The sequence below is a fragment of the Methanobacteriaceae archaeon genome, from assembly GCA_013403005.1.
Classification (GTDB): domain Archaea; phylum Methanobacteriota; class Methanobacteria; order Methanobacteriales; family Methanobacteriaceae; genus Methanobacterium.
On sequence record JACBOA010000001.1, the window covers coordinates 35,001 to 55,987 of the forward strand.

Annotated in this window: 19 protein-coding genes and 1 tRNA gene; 9 read left to right on the top strand and 11 right to left on the bottom strand. The window is 37.5% G+C overall.

What is annotated here, in order from left to right; all coding sequences use genetic code 11:
* Nucleotides 1-329: 329 nt before the first annotated feature.
* Entirely contained in the window at nucleotides 330-1,145 is an 816-nt protein-coding gene (locus HVN35_00165; GenBank protein NYB50974.1) for a hypothetical protein, read from the bottom strand.
* A gap of 347 nt (nucleotides 1,146-1,492) precedes the next feature.
* Here HVN35_00165 and HVN35_00170 point away from each other — a divergent pair, with 347 nt between their 5' ends.
* Nucleotides 1,493-2,926 carry an MFS transporter gene (locus HVN35_00170; protein ID NYB50975.1) on the top strand — a complete coding sequence of 478 codons (1,434 nt, stop codon included), beginning with the start codon at nucleotides 1,493-1,495 and terminating at the stop codon, nucleotides 2,924-2,926.
* Between the two features lie 191 nt (nucleotides 2,927-3,117).
* Here HVN35_00170 and HVN35_00175 read toward each other — a convergent pair whose 3' ends face one another.
* The 8 genes from HVN35_00175 to HVN35_00210 all read right to left on the bottom strand — a co-directional run bounded on the left by HVN35_00175 (nucleotide 3,118) and on the right by HVN35_00210 (nucleotide 11,164).
* Nucleotides 3,118-4,188 (bottom strand): ABC transporter ATP-binding protein, encoded by a 1,071-nt coding sequence (locus HVN35_00175; protein ID NYB50976.1) that lies wholly within the window; start codon nucleotides 4,186-4,188, stop codon nucleotides 3,118-3,120.
* Nucleotide 4,189: 1 nt separating this feature from the next.
* Nucleotides 4,190-4,876, bottom strand: a complete 687-nt coding sequence (locus HVN35_00180; protein ID NYB50977.1) for an ABC transporter permease — start codon at nucleotides 4,874-4,876, stop codon at nucleotides 4,190-4,192.
* Nucleotides 4,877-4,963: 87 nt separating this feature from the next.
* On the bottom strand, nucleotides 4,964-5,857 hold the full coding sequence (locus tag HVN35_00185) for an extracellular solute-binding protein (protein NYB50978.1): 894 nt from the start codon (nucleotides 5,855-5,857) through the stop codon (nucleotides 4,964-4,966).
* A 269-nt stretch (nucleotides 5,858-6,126) separates the two neighbouring features.
* Nucleotides 6,127-6,408 (bottom strand): DUF2097 domain-containing protein, encoded by a 282-nt coding sequence (locus HVN35_00190; GenBank protein NYB50979.1) that lies wholly within the window; start codon nucleotides 6,406-6,408, stop codon nucleotides 6,127-6,129.
* Between the two features lie 118 nt (nucleotides 6,409-6,526).
* Nucleotides 6,527-8,227, bottom strand: coding sequence for a DUF128 domain-containing protein (locus tag HVN35_00195; protein ID NYB50980.1), 1,701 nt, complete (start codon nucleotides 8,225-8,227; stop codon nucleotides 6,527-6,529).
* A gap of 263 nt (nucleotides 8,228-8,490) precedes the next feature.
* Nucleotides 8,491-9,819, bottom strand: a complete 1,329-nt coding sequence (gene glnA, locus HVN35_00200) for a type I glutamate--ammonia ligase (protein NYB50981.1) — start codon at nucleotides 9,817-9,819, stop codon at nucleotides 8,491-8,493.
* A 136-nt stretch (nucleotides 9,820-9,955) separates the two neighbouring features.
* Entirely contained in the window at nucleotides 9,956-10,300 is a 345-nt protein-coding gene (locus HVN35_00205) for a hypothetical protein (GenBank protein ID NYB50982.1), read from the bottom strand.
* Nucleotides 10,301-10,411: 111 nt separating this feature from the next.
* The gene (locus HVN35_00210) at nucleotides 10,412-11,164 is read right to left on the bottom strand and encodes a HesA/MoeB/ThiF family protein (GenBank protein NYB50983.1); all 753 of its coding nucleotides are present in this window, start codon (nucleotides 11,162-11,164) and stop codon (nucleotides 10,412-10,414) included.
* A gap of 454 nt (nucleotides 11,165-11,618) precedes the next feature.
* Between HVN35_00210 and HVN35_00215 the strand changes: the two genes are divergently transcribed.
* Nucleotides 11,619-11,804, top strand: a complete 186-nt coding sequence (locus HVN35_00215; GenBank protein ID NYB50984.1) for a hypothetical protein — start codon at nucleotides 11,619-11,621, stop codon at nucleotides 11,802-11,804.
* Nucleotides 11,805-12,212: 408 nt separating this feature from the next.
* Here HVN35_00215 and HVN35_00220 read toward each other — a convergent pair.
* Nucleotides 12,213-12,322 (bottom strand) — tRNA-Met (locus HVN35_00220).
* A 202-nt stretch (nucleotides 12,323-12,524) separates the two neighbouring features.
* Here HVN35_00220 and HVN35_00225 point away from each other — a divergent pair.
* Entirely contained in the window at nucleotides 12,525-13,355 is an 831-nt protein-coding gene (locus HVN35_00225) for a DUF2099 family protein (GenBank protein NYB50985.1), read from the top strand.
* Nucleotides 13,356-13,541: 186 nt separating this feature from the next.
* Here HVN35_00225 and HVN35_00230 read toward each other — a convergent pair whose 3' ends face one another.
* Nucleotides 13,542-13,922: a CBS domain-containing protein gene (locus HVN35_00230; protein ID NYB50986.1), complete on the bottom strand. Its 381-nt coding sequence runs from the start codon at nucleotides 13,920-13,922 to the stop codon at nucleotides 13,542-13,544.
* Between the two features lie 51 nt (nucleotides 13,923-13,973).
* On the opposite strand from HVN35_00230, the gene thiC reads away from it, so the two are divergent.
* From thiC to HVN35_00260, 6 genes are all read left to right on the top strand, one after another.
* Nucleotides 13,974-15,248 (top strand): phosphomethylpyrimidine synthase, encoded by a 1,275-nt coding sequence (gene thiC / locus HVN35_00235; GenBank protein ID NYB50987.1) that lies wholly within the window; start codon nucleotides 13,974-13,976, stop codon nucleotides 15,246-15,248.
* Between the two features lie 186 nt (nucleotides 15,249-15,434).
* A complete protein-coding gene (locus HVN35_00240; protein NYB50988.1) occupies nucleotides 15,435-15,713 on the top strand; it encodes a glutaredoxin family protein in 279 nt (92 codons plus the stop codon).
* A complete protein-coding gene (locus HVN35_00245; GenBank protein ID NYB50989.1) occupies nucleotides 15,710-16,219 on the top strand; it encodes a ferredoxin:glutaredoxin reductase in 510 nt (169 codons plus the stop codon). Before HVN35_00240 ends, HVN35_00245 begins: the two co-directional genes overlap by 4 nt.
* 247 nt (nucleotides 16,220-16,466) lie before the next feature.
* A complete protein-coding gene (locus tag HVN35_00250; GenBank protein NYB50990.1) occupies nucleotides 16,467-17,321 on the top strand; it encodes a DUF1724 domain-containing protein in 855 nt (284 codons plus the stop codon).
* A gap of 300 nt (nucleotides 17,322-17,621) precedes the next feature.
* The gene (locus tag HVN35_00255; GenBank protein NYB50991.1) at nucleotides 17,622-19,040 is read left to right on the top strand and encodes a PAS domain S-box protein; all 1,419 of its coding nucleotides are present in this window, start codon (nucleotides 17,622-17,624) and stop codon (nucleotides 19,038-19,040) included.
* 210 nt (nucleotides 19,041-19,250) lie between these two features.
* On the top strand, nucleotides 19,251-20,924 hold the full coding sequence (locus HVN35_00260) for an ATP-dependent DNA ligase (protein ID NYB50992.1): 1,674 nt from the start codon (nucleotides 19,251-19,253) through the stop codon (nucleotides 20,922-20,924).
* The last annotated feature ends 63 nt before the right edge of the window (nucleotides 20,925-20,987 follow it).

A 20,987-nucleotide genomic window follows, 5' to 3' on the forward strand; every position in this document is an offset into this window, starting at 1 on the left:
AAAGTTACCGGAAGAAGGAAACATACTTCCGATAATATAGTGTTAATAATTATATTATATAAATGTTATGGTTTTTACTGTATTCTCTAAAAAATTTCTACTATATATATAGAATTGTAGAAATTAAGATAAAATAAAATTAAGATTTAATGATTCTGTTTATTATGATATGGTAAAATTTGTCCGTTTAATGGAAAAACATTTCTTTTTCTTGAAAGATGAGGAAATTTCAGCCATAAAGACCCTAAAATATTATCTAATACTTCAAGAAGCGTTAATTGATTGATGGTGGTTGCTGGGGTTTTTAAATGTCATTACTTGGATTATTTTCAAGATAACTGGTTTGTAATGTCACTGAGTCCTATTTTCATAAGCATAGTCATTGCCTTATTTTTTGTATTGATTGCTGTTAGTGATTCTGTAGACATGGGTGGCATGTATAATACTTCTTCATCATCTATAGCTAACATTAGCATATTCCTGTATTCAACCATTAACAAAGCTTCTTTATATATTTCAAATTGTTTTTGATCTTTGGTTTTAGATAATGCAACAATATTAAGCATATCTTCTTCATTTACAACTTTAAAACTGCCTTTTTTATCTTTCAAATCTTCTTTTAATGTTTCAAAGGAGTGTGTCTCTGAAAATAGGACTACGTCCAGTTTTAAATTTTTATCTGCATTTTCGAGAAATTTAATGTATTTGGGGGATGAGAACATGAATATGCTCTTTTTAGCATTTTGGATCATGTCTTTAATTTTATAATTTATGCTTTCTCCATTGAAAACATTCCATAATGACTCAGAAGATCTGGGTAAGAATTCTTTTTTATCCATAATTGAAAAAATCTTTTTTGCTTTATCTTTTGCATCAATATGTTTTTTTAATAAAACTTCCAACCCTATATCTGGGGGCAATGCTTGATAGGCCATTGGCCGGGTATTAATTAAAGACACCAGTCCTTTTTCTTCTAGAAGGCGAAGACTTTCGTATGTATTTGGTTTTGATAGACCTAAAAATTCTATAATCGTTTTAACTTCGGAATTATTCATCATTGCCAGTGTTATGTATATTTTTGCCTCAGATTCAAGAAGTCCGAGGTCCATCAATGATTTAATTAATTCTTGAGGAATTTCATTCATATTAATTATCTCCTGCTAAGTTTTGGTTGTTAGGTAATGAATTACTACATAAATTTTGTGTGTGCTGTGATATTAATATTCTAGTTGTTATGTGTCTAACAACTTAAGCAATAAATATAAATACTAAAACATATTATTTTAGTTGTAATGTATTTAACAACTAATTAAATTGTTACTTTGAGATAAAAATCATTAAATTTCAAAATTAAATTATCTGAGAATTTAAAAAGCATTCAATGGCTTTAGCCGATTTATTTTTTCATATTCCTATTATAATAGTGATAATTGGAAAAATGAATATGTTATGCTCTCAGACTTTAATTTTGTCATAAAAGATGGAGATAAAAATGAGTGAAAATACTACCGAAACAATGGAAAATAAAAAGGGTCTAGGATCATCCCCAATTTTTGTGATGATAGTCCTGGCTTTAGGTGTATTCATGACAGCCATGGATGCCTATATATTCGTGCCAGCTCTACCAACTATAATTTCAGACCTGCACACTTCCTTTAATTGGGCGACATGGACATTAACAACATACATGTTGTTTATGACAGCCATTATGGCACTGGCTGGGAAATTATCTGATGTATTTGGTCGGAAAAAATTATATGTCGTTGGTGTGGCCACCTTTGTCATAGGATCAATTACTGCCAGCTTATCCTGGGATATATATTCATTAATAGCTTCAATGGGTTTACAGGGTATCGGTGCAGGGATTGTTCTGCCAGCAGCATTATCCAGTATGAATGATTCTGCTCCAGAAAATCAAAAAGGAAAAACAATGGGTGTGCTCATGGCTATGTCATCCATTGCTACCATTATAGGGCCAAACATCGGTGGTTTTTTGATCCAAAATTTTGGTTGGAGAACAGTATTCTATATTAACATTCCCCTGGGAATAATGGCCATCATCCTAGCCTTCAAGTTCAAAGAAACCTATGGAGATCAAGATCAGCATATTGACTACATTGGATCAGCATTACTGGTAGGAGCAATAGCCTCAATGTTGCTAGGTATTATAGGGCTGGAAAGCGCACCATTTACAGACGTAACGGTGTTCCCACTACTTATAGCTGCTGCGATTCTGTTCATTGCGCTGATCACATACGAAAAACGCGTATCAGAACCAATATTAGATATAGATGTATTAAAAAAGCCTAAAATTCTATCACTAAACTTTGCAATCCTCTTATCTGGGATTGGAACGTTTATGGCATTTACATATGTGCCAACATTCGCCCAGACTGTACTAAATCTGAATGTACAGGACAGTGGTATGGTGTTGACACCACTTTCTGCAGCTGTTTGTGTAACAGCAATATTGGGCGGATTTCTTTTAGATAAATTTGGATCTAAACGTATGCTCTTGTTGGGATCACCTCTCCTAGTCGCAGGACTCTTCGGCTTGTCATACTATGTCAGAGATTATACAAGTCTGGCAATTTGCTTAGCCATAATTGGAGTGGGTGTGGGTTTCACATGGAGTGCATTCCAACTTCTGATGATGTCTTTCATGCCAAAAGAAGAAGAAGCAACAGGTGTTGGAATATTAAATACTTTCAAAGGTGTTGGTTCCACTGTCGCGCCAGTGATTGGAGCTATATTTTTAGTTAATGCCGCCAGTGGGATGGGTAACTTAAGCCAATCATTTTCTAATTTGTTCCTATTCGGAACAATAACCTCAATAATTGCTTTAGTATTGGTGGTGGTTGTGATAGTAAATGATAAGGTAGAATCAACCAACTTAAGTGAATCTGAAGTGGTAACTGGAAAATAAAGTTCTAATATAATTAATGGGTTCTATACAGTTGAATTAAGAATTAATGCTTACATAAGTTTTTGGTAACAAAAATGAAGCATATTTAAATTCCACTAAAGAAGACCCAAATTATATCTTTTTTTAGGTACAGTCAATAAACACGAAATCTCTAAATAGTAAATCTAAATTATTGGATTTTTTTTCTAATGTTAAACTTCAAAAACATTCACTGCTGAGGCCTTAAATTCTAACCAAACTGAGGAACCTGGTTCCAACCCCATATCTGCAAATGATTTTCGAGTAATGTAAACTGAGAACAACTCACTTTCTACATCAATTTTAAGATCTAAAATACCACCAGAATCCTTAATCTCTTTAATTTTTCCATTAAATTCGTTAAGGGCACTGGTCTGAACTTTTGATCTGGAAATGGTTATATCCTCTGGTCTTATACTCATATAAACATTTCCTTCCAGGTTTGACGATGAATAAACACTAATGGTGCCAGTTTTGATAATGGTGAGGCCATCATCTACCTTACGGGATATTCCCTTTTTCACATTCCTCACTCCCACGAATTCTGCTACAAACCTATTTTTTGGTTTTCTGAAAACCTCCTCTGGCTTACCAATCTGAAATATTCTATTATTGAGTATGGCAATTTCATCAGAAAGGTGCTGACCCTGTATCAAGTTATGGGTGGCTAGTATTACCGTAATTTCCCTTTCCCTGTGCATTTTTTCCAGAAAATTCTCAATCTTCTGAGTGGAAAGGGGATCCAAGTTGGCGGTGGGTTCATCTAAAAGTAAAAGTTCAGGTTTGGTGATAAGGGCCCTTGCCAGAGCCATCCTCTGGATTTCTCCACCTGAAAGAGTTGCAGCATCTCGTTTTTCATATCCCTCCAGGCCAAGTGCTTCCAGTAGATTCTTTATCTGGTCATGATAGGAATGTTTATTTTCTCCTCTGATCCTCATACCATAGCTGATATTATCATAAACTGTTCCTTTAAGCACCATAGGTTTTTGAAAGACCAAACCAATTTTTCTTCTAATGTTAATCTGCTCTTTTTTTGTTCCAGGAACTTCCTGGCCATTGAAGAGGATCTTACCCTGGGAAGGCTTTTCAATGAGGTCTATAATTCGAAGTAGAGTGGTTTTCCCACAACCAGTTGGTCCGATAAGTCCCAGTGTTTTGCCCTTTTCTAGGGAAAGGTTGATATCTTCCAGAATGGGCTTCCCATCATATTTTTTGGATATTTTTTCAAGTTCCAGCAGGTTCATATTATTTCTCCTGGAAGTAATTCAATATTAGATTTATAAATAGGGCAATAGCCAGTAAAATGATCCCCAGTGCTATGGAAAGTTCAATATTTCCTTTAGATGTCTCCAGGGACATGGTGGTGGTTATTACTCTGGTATGTCCTCTGATGTTACCTCCTATCATCAGGGCAACCCCTACTTCAGAGATGGCTCTGCCAAATCCCAATATAATAGCCCCTAGTAAGGCGTATTTAGCTTCGTGCATGATGGTTTTAATGGTCTGAAACTCAGTAGCTCCTAAAGAAATACAAAGGTCTCTAATTTCATCTTTAACTCCATTTAATGCTAAAATCGTGAATCCAGTCACGATAGGGAGTACTAGTATAGTTTGACCAAGAATCATACCTCCAGGTGTAAAAAGAAGACCTAAACTACCTAATGGGCCCTGGCTGGAAATCAAAAGGAAAACCAGTAAACCAACCAGAACTGTGGGGATACTGTAAAGAGTTTGAATAATATTTATAACAGTTCTTTTTCCCCGGAACTTTCTAAAATGTATGTATCCACCAATGGGCACTGCTATTAACGCAGCGATGAACGTGGATGTGATGGATATGTAGAGTGTTCTGATGGTTATCTCCATAACTTCCAGATCCAAAGTTACCAGGAGATGTATGGCTTCCAATAAGGCGTTCATGATCTCGTTCACTTAACCACCAAAAAAAGAATCATTTGGGAATTAAGATCCCATTAATAAAAAAATCACTTTTTTATCTCACTATTTCATCAATACTAGTTATTCCGTTGGTTCATTCACTCCAGCCAGGGGTATAAATAGTTCCTGACCGTATTTATCTTTTCCGTACTCACCCACGATTTTTTGACCTTCTGGGGAAAGCAAGAAGTCTACCCACTTCATTGATGTATTGTAGTCCACCCTGGAGAATTTTCCTGGATTCACAGGTATCAGGGAGTAGATGTTTAACAAGTCTTTCCCCTGTGTTATAAAGGCTACCAGGTTAATATTGTCTTTATATGCCAGGAATGTACCGGAATCGGATAAAGTGTAGGCAGACTTCTCATTAGCAACATTTAAGGTGTCAACCATCCCTTTCCCCGATTCAATGTACCAGTTCTGTCCACGGATGGTGGTATTGTAGTTGGCACCTGTTTTGTTCCAGATTTGAATTTCTCGGGTGTTAGTTCCGGAATTATCTCCTCTGGAGACGAATTTCACCTGGTTAGGATTTGCCGATCCCGTGGCATCGATTTTCTTGAAGGCTGCTGTGGCATTGGTTCCATTGATTTGAGCAGGATCAGTGGATGGTCCCACCACATAGAAGTAGTTGTAGGCAAAGGGATATCTTTGGGTACCATAACCCTCTTTAACGAATTCTTCTTCCTGGGTTTTGGAGTGAACCATCACCAGATCCACATCACCCTTTTTACCGTATTCCAGGGCCTGACCTGTACCCGTGGCAATAAATTGCACATCAACATCAGGGTTCTCTTTTTCAAAAGCTGCTTCTAGAACAGGTAACAAGCCAGTGTCTTCCAAACTGGTTGTGGTTGCGATCTTAAGGGTTTGCTTACCTTTGAATCCACTGAAAGCAAGGTATGAGGCTGCGATAATTGCAATGATGATGATTCCTATAATCACTAGCAAGGCCCTTCTGGATTTTCTTTCCATGTCATGTCTCCTAATAACCTAATAATAATCACATCGATATGCATATATAAACATATCGATTTTGTATAAAGATCGCTATAAGTAAAGCTATCAGTAAAGTTATTAGCAGATGGCATTAGATTCAGATGGCATTAGATTCAGATGGCATTAAATATTTAGAGAAATGGTTGAAAAAATGGTTGAAATTATATCTAAAAATTATCAAAAATCTCATTTACCAAAAAAAATCTAAATAAAGTTCAGAGGGTTGTAAAAAATTAAAGGAGCTATTAATCATCCTTTGCTTCTAGTGTGCAGCACATACCATCAGGACATTCGTGCTCAAGTTCCACCAGATGTTCTTTGAGTTTTTCCACATCGATGGTGGATAAACCTTTGATCATCTCACTGTCGATTTCTATTTGTATGACTCCGTTGTTGTTGGTTACCACTTTACCAGGGATGTAACATCTTCCTAAAGATAATCTTACTGTGTCTCCAGGTTTCACTTCATTTTCAATATAATCACAAATCTCTTCGCAGGTAGCACACACTTGTTTACTTTCTTTCATCTCATCACCTATTGATCATTCGTATTGGATGTTAATCAATTTTCCCGGTTTAATTAGAAATTAAATAATAAACTTTTCAAATAAAATCCTTTTTTGAACGTAAATTTGTAAAAAATTATTAAAACTCTTCCATCTGGGATATATCCATGAAAGTCTCAACTGCTTTGGCCTCCACACTAATATCCGCCTCTTTCATGGCAGCTATGGGGTTTAACCCACCAGGGGCAACAACACCCACATGGTAACGTTCTACCTTAGCATTATAGACCAGTTCACTGGGTTTACCAACTTTTAACACGGATAATCCTGCTTCTTCTGCTTCATCTAGAATATCAAGGGCTTCTGGCCTGGCAACGTAGGGTATTTCCCTTAAACTGGCCAGGATTCGCCCACCACTTTTTAGGGATTGATTGACGGTGGTTAATCCTTTGGATAAATATATTTCGTGGGGATCCAGGGAGGAACCATTGTAAGCCGTCAATTCAATGAATCGGGGCGATTTTCCTTCGGTTTCAAGGATTCCTCCGTACTGGGGTGTGGAGGCAATCCCGTGTTTGGTGAGTATTCCGTCAATGGTTAAACTGCAAACAGTGGCCAATCCCTTCTTACCCTCGGGTCCAGGAAGGATCTGGAAGTATTTGCTGGTGCAGTACTCTGGACGTTTGGCCATAACCTGATCAAAGATGTTAAGACCTTCATCCAGGTCTTCTTCCTTGAGGTAGGATATATTCACAATAACCTGGCCTTGCCGTGTCTCTGGATCGAAATCAACTTTATGAATGAGGTTCCATGCCTTGGAAAGGATGAATTTTACTTTTTCCCCTTCTTCCAGTTCGGATTGTTTTATTATATTGTGGGGAGTGCTGATTGGTTTCATTTCTGAGAATTCTATTGTGTTTTCAGCCATTTTAATATTGACTTCGTATCCAGCTTCTTTGGCAGCACATAATGGTGATATTCCTCCAATCACAGCTATGCCCACCATATCATTATCCACGGAAATGCCAAGAACAGATTCCCCTGCTTTACCCATCTTTAAAAGTCCTGATATTCCTCTTTGCTGGAGCTTACTGAACAGGTTTAGGGCTTCATCCCGGGCATGTGCTGGTATTAATCTGAAGTTGGCGGGGATGTTTCCATTCCCTCCTTCTAGAACTCCTAGAACAGAAGTCATTTCCCGGTCAGTAAAGGCTTCCAGAGGGGTCATGGAAGTCTTTTTATAGGCGATTAGTTCGGTGAAACTTCGTGGAGTGTGGTCTTCGATCTTCACTAATCCTCCGTACTTAGGAATCACGGGGATGCCGGCTTTAAGTAACATTCCGTCAATGGTAGTTCCACATATTGTTTCCATTTCCACCTGATCTTCATATTCTGCAGTTGTGATAGGTTTGTTGATTTTGACGTAAGGACTAACTGAAATCCCTTTACTGAAAACATTAGTGATGATCTCCATTAACTCCTCATCATAACGGAAGATGGATGTGTTTACAACCACTTTTCCCATTCCAGTATGGGGATTGAGGGTGGTTTGGTACATCATATCCTCAAATTTAGAGAAAATGAAATCAACTTGATCATAAATAAGGCCTTTTTCGAGCTCTTTAATTCCTTCGGGGGTGATTCTCCTGCCAGCGTAACCTACACGTTCGGTGAATCCTTTTTCATCTAAGATTCGCATATGGTAGCGTACTGCTCTTTCCCCAAGGTCGTATCCCTTTCTGCGCAGCTCTTCGGCTATGGTTTTTGCTCCCAGAACCTCACTTCTGTCTGCCAGGATCCTCAGGATCTCCATCATTTTACGATCAGTTTCCTGTGGCATCGCTTCACCTAATCTTTTTTTGTAAAAATCTAAAGATTTTTAAATATTATTTATATTTTTATGATTTCACCAGTTTATTTCTAAATCATGGTATCATAATCCTATTGATCCTATCAGATTTTAATAGAATAATTGTAATTATTGGGATTGATTTTAAATACTTATGGTTAAAATGAGTGATTGAAAAAGCTGTTATAAATATAAATGGATTTTGAGTTGAAGATGGAATAATAGGGCATCAAAATAAAAGAAAAAAGGGGGTTTTAGATCTGGAGATATTTCTCCAGTTCGTACTGGAATACTTGTATACGGTATTCGTCCCATTCTTTTCGTTTTAGTGCCATGAATTCGTTGTAGATGTGGTCTCCCAGGGATGCTTTAACTACGTCATCCTTTTCCAGGGCATGGTAAGCTTCCCATAGGCTGGAGGGGAGGGTGTCAATACCCATTGTTGCCAGTTCTTCTGGGCTCAATTCGAATACATCGATTTCAGTTGGTTCTCCCGGGTCGATTTTGTTCTTCATACCATCCATTCCAGCTTCTAACATGGCAGCGAATGCCAGGTAGGGGTTACATGATGGGTCGGGGCATCTGAATTCCACACGGGTACCTTTACCACGTGAGGCGGGGATTCTGACCAGGGTGGAACGGTTTTTGAGTCCATAAGCGATGTAGACTGGAGCTTCGTATCCAGGGACCAGTCTTTTGTAGGAGTTAACTGAAGGTGCCACAACTGCAGCCAGTGCTTTGGAGTGTTTGAGCAAACCTCCAGTGAAATGCATAGCATCTTCTGAGAGTTGATTTTCTGTATCAGGGTCATAGAATACGTTTTCACCATTTTTGAACAGGCTCTGGTGGCAGTGCATACCACTACCATTTACTCCGAAGAATGGTTTGGGCATGAAGGTGACCATGGATCCTAGTTTATCTGCAATGGCTTTGATTGCTTGTTTAAAGGTGATAACTGCATCGGCAGTTTTTAGGGCGTGGTCGAATTTGAAGTCTATTTCGTGTTGTCCGGGTCCTACTTCGTGGTGGCTAACTTCCACATCGAAGTTCAACTCTTCCAGTCCCAGCACCAGTTCTCTTCTCATGTTGGTTCCCTGATCAACAGGTTCCACATCGAAGTAAACACCCTCATCATGGGGGTAAACATTTCCTTCTTCATCCATGTCCACTATAAAGAATTCTGGTTCTGGCCCTACATTGTATTCGTAGCCAAGTTTTTCCACTTTTTCCAAGGTTTTCTTTAATATGTACCTAGGGTCGCCTTCGTATGGTTTTCCTTCAGGCCAGTAAATGTCACAGATGAACCTGCAAACAGCCTTTTCATCAGGTCTCCAGGGTAGTGTGGAGAATGTGTCCGGGTCCGGTTTTATGACCAGGTCACTATTGTTGATATCAGCAAAGCCCTCAATGGATGAACCGTCAAATAAGAGTCCGTCTTTTATTATATCTTCTATATCGTCTGGTTTCACCAGTGGGATTGCCATGTTTTTGGGAGTCCCGTGTATGTCTACGAATTGCAGCCTAACGAATTTAGTACCGCATTTTTCGATATTTTCAATAACTTTTCCAATTTTGTCTTGCAATTTATAAACCTCCGTGATCTTCACCGGAAGGATGTTTCCTTTTACTGGTATATAAATGTTTGGTGTTATAATAATAATTCAAAAAAAATTATCATAATTAGGGTTATAGATTTTTTTTATTAAAAAAGGAGATTAATTAATCTTCTTTAGTGGCGTTAATAACTTCTATGCGTGCGGTTGTTATTTTTTCACCGTTGGGTGAAGGTAACCAGGCTTCATAATTTGTGTAATCGTGAGCAGGCATGCTCGGTAACATTATTTTAGTTTTAGATACTTCTTCTTTCTTTTCATTGTATCCAATAACAGTTAAGTTAACAAAACTGTATTTTTTATCCCCTCTGTTCTCCATCATGCCATTTACATGGTAAGAATTGTTATTGGCTTGTTGAATATTAACTGTAAACTGTATTATATCTCCAGCAGAGTCATTTTTTGGGTTGATAAGATTTCCGGTGTTTAAGGTGCAGCCACTGACACTCAAAACTATAATCGTAATGATTAATCCAATTATTCCTGCATTCATTTTTTTGTTCATGAAATACACCTGGTCATGAGGATTAGGAGTTTAATTATATTAATAATAGGGATGAGTTTAAAAACGTACCACTGAAAATGCTTCTTCCTTCCACAGATCAAACATGAGGACTTGGGGGGACATAACGGGATTTCCTTTCCCTGTGATGAGTTTAAGAGCTTCAAATGCTTGAATACAACCCACAATATTTGGAACAGGTCCAATCGCTGGTGGAACTTCTTTATTCATATCCAAAACTTTTGAAATCACTTTTTTAGTTAATTCTTCTTCTTGGGAAGGTAATTTAAATATTTCCTCATAAGAAGGCGTTGAATTAGTGAAAACACTCACCTGACCCATAGTTCCATGGATAGCGCCATGTATGAATGGAATTTCAATTTCCCGGGCACATCTACTAACAATGATTCGTGTTAGTAGGTTGTCCAGTGCGTCTATAACAATCTTACTTCCTTTGAGTATTTTTACAACATTATGTTCAGTTAATTCTTCATTAAATGATTCAATATACAAGTGGGGATTAATGGAAAGAAGTTCTTCAATGGTGGCTTCGGTTTTTGGTGTTCCAATTCTTTTCATGTTGCTCATTAGCTGCCGGTTGATATTGGTTAATTCGAAAACATCTTTATCAACTATGCGAACCTTTTCAACGCCCATTCTGACCAGCATTTCCAACGCAGCCCCTCCTATGCCTCCACAGCCAATAACAGTTATTAGGGATTTTTTAAGTAGCATCTGCTGATCTCTATCAAGAATTCCTTTCTGTCGGTCTATCATTTCCCAATAAGTTTCTTCATTGTTTGATCCGGGCATAGGGCCACCAAATACCTTTCATTTATATGCTATATCACTTGATTCTATTTTAGTGTCATTTATTTTTTAACATTTTATTAACATTTTCTAGATAGTTCATTAAACCAAAAATTATATATAATAAATTGATATGTCATAATTATATATATCGAAAAATGACATAAAATGTAATTAAATTGGAATATAGTTATGAAACAAATCGTGGAATGGAATCAAATATTACATTTCTGAATAAGAAAAACAGGCTATCAAGTGGTTAAACTGAGATAACAATGTTTAATCGATATATATGGGTCACATGGGTCAATAAATTCATATTCACGGGCAGTGGTTTTAGCAGTGATTATGGGCTTTAACTTATTCAGAATGCGTTATTTTAAACGATAGATGCTGGATTTCTTAATGAATTCATGAAATTAAAAAAAATTAAAAAAGTTATCTGGGAGAAAAAAACATGAATAGGATAATTAAAGGGATAAAAGCTTATCTAACAGACTGGAAAAACCTTTTAACCCACACCATCGTGGGGGTTATAATCCTGGCCATTGCACTATTTGCTCCAGTAAGTCCCTACATACGCCTGGCTTTTGTGGGAGCGGTGGTTGCATTTAACGTGATCAGGATGAGGTATGCCTCATAAATGCAATCATGGGAAAATTCCCATCAGGGATACCAATTTATTTTTCGCAATGAAATTTTCCCATGAATTAAATATGCAGAAGATTATATTATTGAAACAGGTGATTATTGATTAAAATCGTTATTTTTGAGACAATATTCAAATTCTCATTATTAGAATAATCACTTTCAAATCACTTTCATTTTTTAAAATTTAATGATTTCAATTAGATGTTTCTCACCATTTATCTATGCACAAGAAGTAAGTTTATTGTTAGGTTTTTAGGTGGATTTTAGAAACAAATAAGTCTTTAATAAGTTCTTTTAAAACATAGCTTTTCTTAAATACCAGATAAAGGCCATATTTTATAAAGAATCATTATTTAAAGAGAAACATGCTAGAATTAGGTTAAATATATTAATAATTAAGTGCCGGGGGCGGGATTCGAACCCGCGACCTCGCGGTATCCCAGGAAAAAGTCAGAGCACTTGCTTAATACCCTATGAGCCGCGCGCTCTAACCAGCTGAGCCACCCCGGCATGGCTTATATGCTGTTCATTCTTATCTAATTTAAAGTTTTCTATGATTACTTGGACATTTAAAATTCTTTTTTTGTTTATATGATCTTGCTTATATGGTCAATTTGTTAAATTTGTATTATTTCTCATTGGTCTGAACAAACCTTTTTTAGAATACAAATTCCATACTAAGTTTGAGAGTTAAAAATAATGGGGTCTTAAAGTGGATGAGCATATTATGGAGGCTTTAGGGAAAGCTAGGGTCATAATAAGGGATGGAAAAGTGGTAAAAGTTGAAGAACCAAAAATTGATTACTGCCCTCTTTTTCACAAATACCGGGGTATTAAGAAACTCACACCCCAGGTTATTAGAGAGAACATGGAGTTCCGGGTGAAGGACTTTGGAATGTGTACCAAAGAAAGGCAACTGGAAATGGATGATTTTTTATCATTCGGGATATCAGAAACTCTGGGAACCTTACTTGATGAAAAAGTTATACAATGTGCAGTAATAGTTTGTGAAGGTAGTGGAACTGTTATTGTGGAGGATCCAGTGCTGGTGCAGGGAATTGGGGGTAGAATATCCGGAATTATAAGCACCACTCCTATTAAGGAAATTGTTAATACTCTGGGGAAAGATAAAGTACTCGAAGTAGAAAGTGCAATGATCAACCAGGTTGAAGGAGTTTTAAAGGCGATAAACCTGGGTTATAAGAAAATTGGCGTTACTGTTGCTTCTGCAGCCGATGCAGTTAAAATTCGCCAGATTGAAATAGACCATCCTCAGGTGAAGATCAGCATCTTCACGGTGCACACCACTGGTATCTCCCGGAGGGATGCAGAGGTTCTCTTTGAAAATTCTGATGTTATCACTTCCTGTGCATCTTTCCATATAAGAGAAATTGCCAAAGAAAAGGAAACATTCTCTGTGGGGGCTTCTATTCCAATTTACGCTCCCAGTGAGGATGGTGAGAAATTTCTTAAAATAAGATTGGAAAAAATCGGTGGAGTTAAAGAGAAAAAAGATGCTAAAATTCCAAATCCCCTTATTTGATCCCAAATCATATAAACAAAATCATATAAATGGACTAAAGGGATAAATTTTTGAGATTAATGGGAATTTCGTGGTAAATGATTAATTAAAGATATCGACTGGATTATGATTAGATGTAGTTAGATAAGATTTCAATTATGCATTTATAGGATTCTCATCTTTAATTCCTGAAGATTATCTCAGTCATTAATCATCCAAACCTGCAAGAGCACGTATCAGGGAACTCTGGGTGATAAGGCCCACTAAATCTCCATTTTCCACTACTGGAATTCTCTGATAACCCTTCTCTGCCATTATCCTGGTAATCTCTGTTATGGGGGTGTTTCTCTCTGCTACTTTTGGATTTTTAGTCATCAAGTCCCCTACTTTAAGGCCTAAAGCTTCACCACCGGCTAAGAGAATGTCTCGATGGGTGATAATTCCCACCAGTCTCTTATCATCCACTACAGGCAGACCTCCTACATTGCAGCGCATCATTTTCAACTTGGCGGCAGCAATCAGGTCTTCTGGTGCACTTACATGCACTTCCCGGATCATGATGTCCTGGGCATGCAGTTTTTCTATCATAATATTTAACTCTCCACTACTTACTATATATATCAATAAAGGGTGAGAAAAGTGACTCAGTTGTACCAAGCTGGCAAAGGCCAGATCACAGACGAAATACGGAAAGTAGCAGAATATGAATGCATGGATGTTCAGAAACTCACAAAAAGAGTTGCTAAAGGTCATGTGGTGATTCCCAAAAATCAAAACCGGAAAACCAATCCTTGTGGCATAGGAAAGGGACTCACCACCAAGATAAACGCCAATCTGGGTTCATCACCAGAACTGGAAAATGTGAACTTGGAGGTTAAAAAAGCCAAATTGGCAGTGGAATACGGTGCTGATGCCTTGATGGATTTATCCACCGGACCTAAATTCAGGGAGGTTCGAAAAGCAATCATGCAATCTACCAGCGCACCCTTAGGAACTGTACCTATATACCAGGCAGGGGTCACTGCTTCCAAAAAGAGGGGGGCGGTGGTTAATATGGATGAAGATGACATGTTCGAGGCCATTGAACAACAGGCTCGTGAAGGCGTGGACTTTATGACTGTGCACAGTGGCATCACACTGGATACAGTGGAAAAGGTAAAAAGGTCACAAAGATTAATGGGGGTTGTAAGTAGAGGAGGTGCTTTTTTATGTGCCTGGATACTTCATAATCAGGAGGAAAATCCGTTATATAAAAATTATGATTATCTCTTGGAAATTGCACGAGAACATGATGTAACCCTCTCCCTGGGTGATGGTCTCCGCCCAGGATGTCTGGCTGATGCTTCAGACATACCTCAAATTGGTGAACTCCTAATACTGGGGGGTCTGGTAAAAAGAGCCAGAGAAGCAGGAGTACAGGTAATGGTGGAAGGTCCGGGGCATGTGCCCTTAAACCAGGTGGAAGCCAACATGCAAATACAGAAGACAGTGTGTAAAGGTGCTCCTTTCTATGTTTTAGGGCCCATTGTAACTGATCTGGCTCCAGGGTATGATCACATCACCTCTGCCATTGGGGGAGCTCTTGCAGCAAAAGCAGGGGCGGATTTCCTCTGTTACGTCACCCCATCGGAACACCTATCCATACCCGGACTTCAAGATGTTAAAGAAGGAGTTATAGCATCTAAAATAGCTGCACAGGCTGCTGATGTGGCTAATGGTCATAAAGTGGCTTGGAAAAAGGAGCTGGATATGGCCAATGCTCGCAGGAATTTTGACTGGGAAAAACAGTACCAGCTGGCATTTGATCCTGAAAAACCCAGAAAGTGTCGTGAAAGGAAACCAACACCTGAAAGTGATATGTGTAGCATGTGTGGAGAATACTGCGCACTGAGAATGGTAAGAGATAATCTATAACTTAAATTTCATAATCTGTATTTTATCAGGAAATTAAGGTATTCAAACATTATTAATAGAATATTTGCCATAAATAAATTGGAATTTAAAAAAAATCAAAAAATAAAAACGGCCTTCAATGGAAAACTTTTATTGACATTAACTTTTTCCATTAAATCAGCTGATTCAGATGAAGGGGGAAAACAAATGCCCATGAAGCATGTAGATGGTCAAAATAAGGGTAAAGTGGTTCTTTATGCCCTAAGCACTTGTGGATGGTGTAAAAAAACTCGAATGTTACTGGAAGATCTGAAAGTAGAATATGATTATATCTATGTGGATCTTCTTGCCGGTGAGGAGAAACAGGACATCATTGAACAGGTAAAGAAATGGAACCCTCAACTATCCTTCCCAACCCTAGTCTTCAATGATGAAGAATCTATCGTTGGATTCAATGAGGATAAAGTAAAGGAGATGCTGGGATGATTCCCAATGATATTTCCAAGGAAACTGTTGACAGTTTCTACCAGAAAGTTAAAGAAGACGCTGAATCTGCAGGTTACCATCTGAACCCTGATGAAACATTCACCAAGGAACTTCTTAAAAGCATCCTGATAAACCAGGATCGTTATGGTTATGGTTCATGTCCCTGTCGTCTGTCTGCAGGAGATGAGAAAGAAGATATGGATATAATATGTCCCTGTGACTATCGTGATCCTGATTTAGATGAATTTGGAGCATGTTACTGTGGATTGTATGTATCTCGAGATATACTGCAGGGAAGGAAAAAATTAACTTCCATACCTGAAAGACGTCCTGGCCCGGATGAAAGATCCAGAAATCAGGAAAGTGCCCTGGAAGAGCACATAACATCACTTTATTTGCCGGTGTGGAGGTGCCGTGTTTGCGGATACTTATGCGCCCGGGAAGAACCTCCAGAAACCTGTCCGATATGTAAAGTGGGTAAAGAGAGATTTGAAAGATTTATATGAATAATAAATGGATATAAATCAATTTAAATCAAGTTTATTTTGCATAACTCACTAATAACTTGTTCGAGGCTGATTATGGAGTTATAAGATATTATTAAAGATCATTCAATGGTAGGTCCTAAGGGAAAATTTATTAATGGTTAGCAATATAAGGGGATACATATAAGATATGTAATATTGAAAATTATGTAAAATTCATATTAGCAATATTATATTTTCTCCCCAAAGAACAAAAGGTGGAATTCGAATGGATTATATGTTTGAGCTGTATGAGCAAGTTAAGGATGATATGAAGTTTTTCATAGCTTCTGATGTGAGAGCTAAGATTTTAATCAGTTTAAGAAGTGGTTCAAAGAATCTGGCTGATTTACGAAAGGAAATTCACTTGAGTTCCTCAACCATATTGCATGGGATGAATCAACTGGAACAGAAAAATTTCATTTTCCGGGAATCAGGTAACTATTCTCTCTCCCAAACAGGTGAAGTTGTTGCCAATAAATTAATCGATGTAATGCGTTCATTCTATTCTTTAAACCTCTGCGAAGGTCTTTTCTTAAATCATGACATTAGCTGTATCCCTCCAGAACTATTTAAGGATATAGGGTGCCTGGAAAAAGCATTCATTGTCAAATCAACCAGCACTAACATAATGAGGCCTCAAGAAGTTTTATCAGAATTTTTAGCCAAAAGCAAAAATTTCAAACAGCTAACATCGGTATACAACCCTTCAAGTGTTCAGATATTCCTAGAAACTCTGGAGAAAAAGGGCAAAGTTCAGCTGATAATGACCGAAGGCATCATTGAAAAATTAGTGGAAACTGCTGGCGCGGAAAAACTGGAAAAATGGATAAAAAAGGGTAATCTGCAGTTAATGAAAATTGATGAGGATGTTAAAATATCTCTAACTTCTGGTGATAATTTCATTGCTCTGGGATTATTCTCAACTGACGGAGCATATGATTTAAACATTTCTCTAATCAGCCATGGAGACGAAGCTATTTCATGGGGTAGCAGATTGTTCGATTATTATCTCCACCAAGCCACTCCAGTAACACTGGATAAACAAGGAATACATGATGAGATAATGGTCATGGAAAAATAGATAAATTTCTTTCAGTTGGAATTAAAGCAGTTCATATTTTTTATTTTTTACATTTTTTTCATAATTTTTAGTTTTTATCAGACTACACTTTACATTTGCAATTTTTAAAAAATTTAAGGAATTATATTGAGATAATTCTGATTATAACTATATAGAAGGCTTCGGTTAATTAGGGTAATGGAATCATAGTTAACTTAAAATGTGATTGGGGCAAAATAAAAACAACTATTAATAACTATTAAATTGGTTGTCAATTACCTCATAAATTAAATTATTAATTAATAATACTAGTGGGATGTTATGGCGGAAGAAATTAGAGTTCTAATATTGGAAGATGTGCCATTGGATGCTGAACTAATTGAAACACAGCTTAAAAGAGAGGGTCTAAAATTTAAATCCAAGATGGTGGAAAAAGAAGAAGAATATCGCCGAGCCCTGGTAGATTTCAAGCCGAGTATCATTCTGGCAGATCACTCCCTACCCCAGTTTGATGGCATCACTGCCATGAACTTGGCCCATGAAATCGCACCCAACACCCCCTTCATTTTTGTCAGCGGTAAAATAGGTGAGGATTTCGCTGTTGAAATGCTTAAAGAAGGTGCAACGGACTATGTACTTAAAAATAACCTTACTAAATTGCCTCACGCTGTCAAAAGAGCTTTAAAAGAGGCTAAAGAAAAGATTGAAAAGTTGAATGCGGAACAGGCTCTTAAAGAACGTGAAGAAAGATACAGGACTCTTTTTGAATATTTCCCCAATTATGTGGTACTTTTAGGATTAGATGGGAAGATTATGGATCTTAATCATGCTGCTGCAAAATTCAGCCCACTATCCCGTGATGATACCATAGGTATGCACTTCACAGATCTGCAGTCAATTACTGGGGAAGATTCTTCCTATTACCAGGAACTATTTAAAAAGTTCCTGGATGGTGAGGAAGTGGGTCCATTTGAATCTCGTCTTGTATCTCGAGAAGGCGAAACACGGCTAATGGAAATTCATCCTGCTCCTTTACTTAAAAATGGTGAATTATTCGCAGTACAAATAATAGCACAGGATATCACAGAACGTAAAAAGGCAGAAACAGAAATAAATGCATCCTTAAAGGAAAAAGAGATGCTTCTGGGCGAAATAAATAGTCGGGTAAGTAATTACATGACTATGATTTCCAGTCTCTTAGAACTCCAGTCAGTTTACATGAAAGATGAGGAGAATAGAGAAGTTTTAAAAGACAACAAGAATCGTGTGAAATCAATGTTACTCATACATGATGGATTTTCTCAATCTGAAGACTTTGCATTGATCGATTTTTCCAAATATATCCAAAAACTCATTGAACTCATCACCAACTCCTATAACGTAGATACAGATAGGATCCAGATGAAGACAAGAACCGATGGATTAATGCTGGATATTGATGCTGCCATACCCTGCGGACTAATTGTAAATGAATTGTTAACCAATGCTGTTAAACACGCCTTCCCTGGAAATCAAAAAGGAGAAGTTGTTGTGGAATTTGGTCTTGACAATCAGGAAAATAATGTTTTAATTGTAAATGATAACGGGGTGGGTCTTCCTGATAAGATCAATTTTAAAGATAGTGGAACAATGGGTTTTCAACTGGTTAACAAATTGGTGAATCAGTTAAAAGGTAGCATAATACTTTCCAGAGATAAAGGAACCACTTTCCAGATAATTTGGTCAGAATCGGAGTATTAATCTCAAAATCTAGCATATCTCTGATTTTTTACCATTCAACTAATTTATTCTCATCAAATTCTTTTAGTAGATTTTTAGCAAGATTCAACGAATGCTTGAAAGATTTGATTTTTTTAAGGCAAAAGTTTCATTTAAATAACATGATTTCATATTATAATTTAACAATAGCCTAAAAAAAGGAAATTTAATGGATTTATGGGTGATAAGCCAATGCTTTACCTGGAATTAGTGAGAGTGTATGAAGATTTAGAATCCACCACCAAAAGGCTGGAGAAAACTTCCATATTGGCCAGTTTCCTTAAAAAAGTAGGTGATGAAGAACCTCAAATTCTCCCTGTAGTTACATTAATGTCTATGGGGCGAATTTTACCAACATGGAGTGAAGAAGAGCTGGGAATTGGTTCTAAACTTCTTATGAAAGCCATTTCAATGGCAGTTGGAGTTTCTGTTGCTGATGTGGAGAACCTGATGCGGGAAACTGGTGATATTGGAGTGGCTACTCAGGAACTGTATCAGAAAAAAAGTCAGGTAACTCTCTTCACCAGACCACTCACCATTAGTAAGGTACATGGCAATCTCATAAAAATGGTTAATATTTCTGGTAACCGGGCTCAATTCAAGAAAATTGATTATTTAATGGAGTTATTATCATCTGCATCACCCTTAGAGGCTAAATATTTATCTAGAACAGTTTTAGAAGAACTCAGAGTGGGTGTAGGTGAAGGCACCATGAGAGATGCCATATCCCAGGCATTTAACATCCCAACTGAAGTTACAGAAAGAGCTCACATGCTCACTAACGATATGGGACTAGTTTCTGAAGTCGCCAGGATGCAGGGAACAGAAGGATTGAAAAAGTTAACTCTAAAACCAGGCAAACCCGTAAAACCCATGCTGGCACAGCTTTCACCAGGAATAGCTGAAAGTGTTGAAGAAATGGGTTGGGCCCTGTGTGAAACTAAATATGATGGAATAAGGGTTCAAATTCATAGATATGGTGATAAAATAGATGTTTTCACCCGTAGACTGGAAAATATTTCCCATGCACTCCCAGAAATAGCAGATTATATAAAAAAATCACTCCCACACCAAGATTTAATTGTGGAGGGGGAGATAATTGCCAGCAGGGATGGGAAACCCATATCATTCCAGTACATGCTTCAGAGAGTGCGCAGGAAATATGAAGTTGAAAAAATGATTTCCAAGATACCAATCACCCTATATCTCTTTGACGTGCTTTATTACAGAAAACCAGTTTTGGATGAACCTTTAAAGAAAAGAAGGGAGATTTTAGAATCTATGGTCACCCCAGATCCTGGTAAACTGGAGCTTTCAAGACAGGTTAAAGTAACTCCTCCAGAAATCCAAAAGGCCCATGAACTTTTCGAAACATCAATTAAGGCGGGACATGAGGGGATCATGATTAAAGATCCTAATGCGCCATACATGCCGGGTATCAGGGGCAAGAAAATGCTAAAATTAAAGGCAGAACCAGAAACACTGGATTTGGTGGTGGTGGGTGGAACCTACGGAACAGGTAAAAGAGCGCACCTAATAGGATCCTATCTAATGGCAATTCAGGATGAAAACGGGCAGTTTAAACCTCTTGCCTATGCTGCCACAGGACTTGATGATAAAACATTGCTGGAGCTTTCTGAAATGGTGGAACCACTTATTATAAGCAAAGAGGGCAGAAAGGTTAAAATTCAACCTTCCATAATCTTGGAAATAGCCTTCAGTGAAATCGTGGAAAGTCCTGAATCAGAAACCGGGTATTCATTACGTTTCCCTGTTGTTAAAAGGATCAGGAATGATCGCAGTCTAGATGAAATTGATACTCTGGAGAGAATAGAATCTATTTTCAGGAATTCAAAAAAGAATTAAGCAAATTCGAGGGATTTGCAAGATATATTAGATAATTCATTATACTCTCTGTTTTAACCTAGC